Below are 3,490 nucleotides of genomic sequence, written 5' to 3'. Positions count from 1 at the left end.
GCGGCTGGACAGCGCCAGCGAGGCCGGGGGCGGCCTCTATGGCGGCTATCGCGGCACGGGGGGCTGCCGCCTCGGGCTGTGGCTGGGCGGGCGGGAGGCGGTGCCGACGCGCATCCCGCCGGGCTGGCGCACCGCCCTGCTGCCGCACGAGGCCGGCGTGCTGTGGCTGGCGGCCGAGCCAGGGATGCAGCCCGCCCGCTTCGCGGCCCTCGCCGCCGCCATCGGCCAGCCGGAGGCGGCGCCGCCCGCCTCTCCCCTGGGCGAGCCGCCCTGCCCGGACTGAACCCTCAACGGCCACCCGACTGGGCGCGGGAAGGCATCGCCGCCCTCTGCCGGCTGGATGCGGATTTCGCCCGCATCGAGCCGGCGGCCGGGCTGCTGCCGTGGCGCAGCCGGCCGCGCGGCTTCGGCGGCCTCGCGCGCACCATCCTCGGCCAGCAGATCAGCAACCAGGCGGCGGGAGCCATCTGGCGCCGCTTCTCCGCCCTGCCCGGCGCGCTGGAGCCGGCGGGGCTGCTGCAACTGACGGACGAACAGTTCCGCGCCGCCGGCCTCTCCCGCCCCAAGGTGGCGCATCTGCGCGGGCTGGCCGAGGCCTGCCTGGCCGGCACGCTGCAACTGGAGGCGCTCTCCGGCATGGCCGACGCGGTGGCCATCGCGCATCTCTCGGCGCAGCGCGGCCTCGGCCCCTGGACGGCGCAGGTGCACCTGATCTTCGCTGAGGACCGGGCGGACATCTTCCCCTATGCCGATGTGGCCCTGGCCGCCGCCGCCCAGCACCTGAAGGGCCTGCCGGCGCGGCCGGGGCCGAAGGCGCTGCTGGCCCTCTCGGCGGCCTGGTCGCCGTGGCGCTCGCTGGCGGCGCGGCTGCTCTGGCACCATTGGCGGCACGTCACCGGCCGCCCGGCGGGCGAGGAAGCCTGAGCCGCGCTTGGCATGGCTGGTCGGCGTGACCATCGCGTGACACTGTGCGGCGCATCATGCCGAGCCCCCGCCTTTCCGCCCGTGTCCACGCCACGGCCGCGCCGCCCATCCCCACCGCCCGCGCCTGGGCCGCCCGCTACGACGGCGGCGCCGGCCCGATGCTCGACCTCACCCAGGCCGTGCCGGGCTACCCGCCGCACCCGGCGCTGCTGGAGCGGCTGGCCGAGGCCGCCGGCAGCCGCGCCTGTGCCGGCTACGGCCCGATCGACGGCGACGCGCCGCTGCGCGAGGCGCTGGCCGCCGACCTCGCCGCCACCTATGCCGCGCCCATCAGCGCCGGCGAGGTCACCATCACCGCCGGCTGCAACCTCGCCTTCACCATGGCCATGACGGCGCTGGCCGGCAGCGGCGACGCCGTGTTGCTGCCGACGCCCTGGTACTTCAACCACCGCATGGCGCTGGAGCTGCTGGGCATCACCGCCCTGCCCTTCGAGACCCGCGCCGAGGACGGCTTCCTCCCCGACCCCGAGCGGCTGGCGGCGGCGCTGACGCCCGAGACCCGCGCCGTGGTGCTGGTGACGCCGAACAACCCGACCGGCGCCATCATCCCCGCCGCGACCATCGCCCGCATCGCGGAGATCTGCCGCGCCCGCGGCGTCTGGCTGGTGCTGGACGAGACCTATCGCGACTTCCTCCCCGAGACCGGCGCGGCGCCGCACACCCTGTTCCAGGACCCGGGCTGGGCGGAAGGGCTGGTGCATCTCTATTCCTTCGCCAAATCCTATTGCATCCCCGGGCACCGCGTCGGGGCCATCGTGGGCGGCGGGGCCTTCCGCGCGGAGCTGCTGAAGGTGGTGGACACCATGCAGATCTGCCCCGCCCGCGCACCTCAGGCGGCGCTGGCCTGGGCCATTCCGGCGCTGGCCGGGTGGCGCGCCGGCAACCGCGCCATCATGGCCGGCCGCGCCGATGCCTTCCGCGCCGCCATGGCGCGGGCGCCGGGCTGGGCGGTCGATGCGCTGGGCACCTACTTCGCCTATCTGCGCCTGCCCGCGGGGCAGCCGGACGCCATGGCCGCCGCCGAGGCGCTGGCGGCGCGGCACGGGCTGCTGACCCTGCCGGGGCCGTTCTTCGGGCCGGGGCAGCAGCGGCACCTGCGCCTTGCCTTCGCCAATGCGGAGGAAAGCGCGCTGGCCGAGGTCCCGGGGCGGCTGAACGCGGCGCTGCGACGCTAGGAAAGCCGCCCCGCGGGGCGACGCCGAACGCGCGGTGTTCGTCCTGCCCGAAATCTCGTACAACAGGCGGCGCACCCGCACCGCTTCGGACCCCCGCGGCTCTGGGGGCCCGGTCGGCGGATGTTCCACCCGGGGGACTGGGATACAGGCATGGCTGAAGATCCCTACAAGGTTCTGGGCGTTCCCCGAGACGCGACGCCTGACGCCATCAAGCAGGCGTATCGCAAGCTGGCCCGGCAGCACCACCCGGACCTCAACCCCGGCAAGCCCATGGCGGAAGCACGCTTCAAGGAAGCCTCCGCCGCGCACGACCTGCTGTCCGACCCGGAGCAGCGTGCGCGCTTCGACCGGGGCGAGATCGATGCCGCGGGCCAGGAGCAGCGCCCCCCGAGCAGCTACCGCCGCCATGCCGAGGCCGCGCAGGGCGCGCGTTACGGCGACGCCGCCCACGAGGACACCTTCGAGGACTTGTTCGCGGAGATCTTCGCAGCCCGGCGGGCGGCGGAGGCCGCCCCCCGGCGCGGCGACGACGCGGCCTACAAACTGGCCGTGCCGTTCCTCAGCGCCGTGCAAGGCGCCACCGAGCGCCTGACGCTGCCCGATGGCCGGGTCCTGGACCTCAAGATCCCGCCCGGCGTGGTCAGTGGCAGCGTCCTCCGCCTCCGGGGAAAGGGCGAGCCCGGCCGCAATGGCGGCCCTGACGGCGATGCCCTGATCGAGCTCGAGGTCGGCACCCACCCCGAGCTGCGCCGCGAGGGGATGGATCTGCACAAGGACCTGTCCGTGAGCCTCAGGGACGCGGTGCTGGGCGGCGCCGTTCTGGTCTCAACCCCGTCCGGCACGGTGCGCGTCACGCTGCCGCCGCACACCGACACGGGCCATCTCATCCGCCTGCGCGGGAAGGGCGTGGCGGCCCATGCCGGCCACCCGGCCGGCGATCTGATCCTGTCCATCCGGGTCGTCATCGGGCCTCCGGATGCGGCGCTGGAAGCCTTCCTGCGGGACTGGCGGCCCGCGCCCGTGGAGAAGCCGGAAAACGCGCCGGAACCGGGAGCGAGGGCAGCGCCATGATCACGCTCGACATCCTGCTCGCCCGGTTCACCACCCTGGACCCCGGCGACCTGCACCGCTGGATCGCCCAGGGCTTCGTTCGCCCGGAGGTCACGGGAGGCGAACTGCGCTTCGAGGAGATCGACGTGGAGCGCGTGCGGCTGATCCTCGACCTGCGCGACGTGCTGGAGGTGGATGAGACGGCGCTGCCCGTGGTGCTGTCGCTAGTCGATCAGGTCTATGCGCTGCGCCGCCAGCTGCGGCAGCTTGAGGGCGGGTCG

The 3,490-nt window shown here is 74.8% G+C and carries 5 protein-coding genes; all 5 read left to right on the top strand.

Features of this window, described 5'->3' with window-relative positions:
- Positions 1–283: hypothetical protein (locus ACZJYS_RS23530; RefSeq protein ID WP_493180539.1), on the top strand; the 283-nt coding region annotated here is incomplete at its 5' end.
- On the top strand, positions 271–924 hold the full coding sequence (locus ACZJYS_RS23525; RefSeq protein ID WP_245906443.1) for a DNA-3-methyladenine glycosylase family protein: 654 nt from the start codon (positions 271–273) through the stop codon (positions 922–924). The genes ACZJYS_RS23530 and ACZJYS_RS23525, both read left to right, overlap by 13 nt.
- Before the next feature lie 56 nt (positions 925–980).
- Complete coding sequence (locus tag ACZJYS_RS23520; protein WP_493180538.1) at positions 981–2,159, top strand: aminotransferase; 1,179 nt, start codon at positions 981–983, stop codon at positions 2,157–2,159.
- Positions 2,160–2,309: 150 nt separating this feature from the next.
- The gene (locus ACZJYS_RS23515; RefSeq protein WP_493180537.1) at positions 2,310–3,230 is read left to right on the top strand and encodes a DnaJ C-terminal domain-containing protein; all 921 of its coding nucleotides are present in this window, start codon (positions 2,310–2,312) and stop codon (positions 3,228–3,230) included.
- Positions 3,227–3,490 (top strand): chaperone modulator CbpM (locus tag ACZJYS_RS23510; protein ID WP_493180536.1); only part of this gene is annotated, 264 nt, incomplete at its 3' end. The genes ACZJYS_RS23515 and ACZJYS_RS23510, both read left to right, overlap by 4 nt.

Source organism: Roseomonas sp. TS2, from assembly GCF_058833935.1.
This window is presented reverse-complemented; position numbering and strand designations above follow the sequence as displayed.

What these genes read in the sequence shown, in the direction of transcription:
- ACZJYS_RS23520 (WP_493180538.1), top strand. Translation starts at nt 981, where the DNA reads ATGCCGAGCCCCCGCCTTTCCGCCCGTGTCCACGCCACGGCCGCGCCG.
- ACZJYS_RS23515 (WP_493180537.1), top strand. Translation starts at nt 2,310, where the DNA reads ATGGCTGAAGATCCCTACAAGGTTCTGGGCGTTCCCCGAGACGCGACG.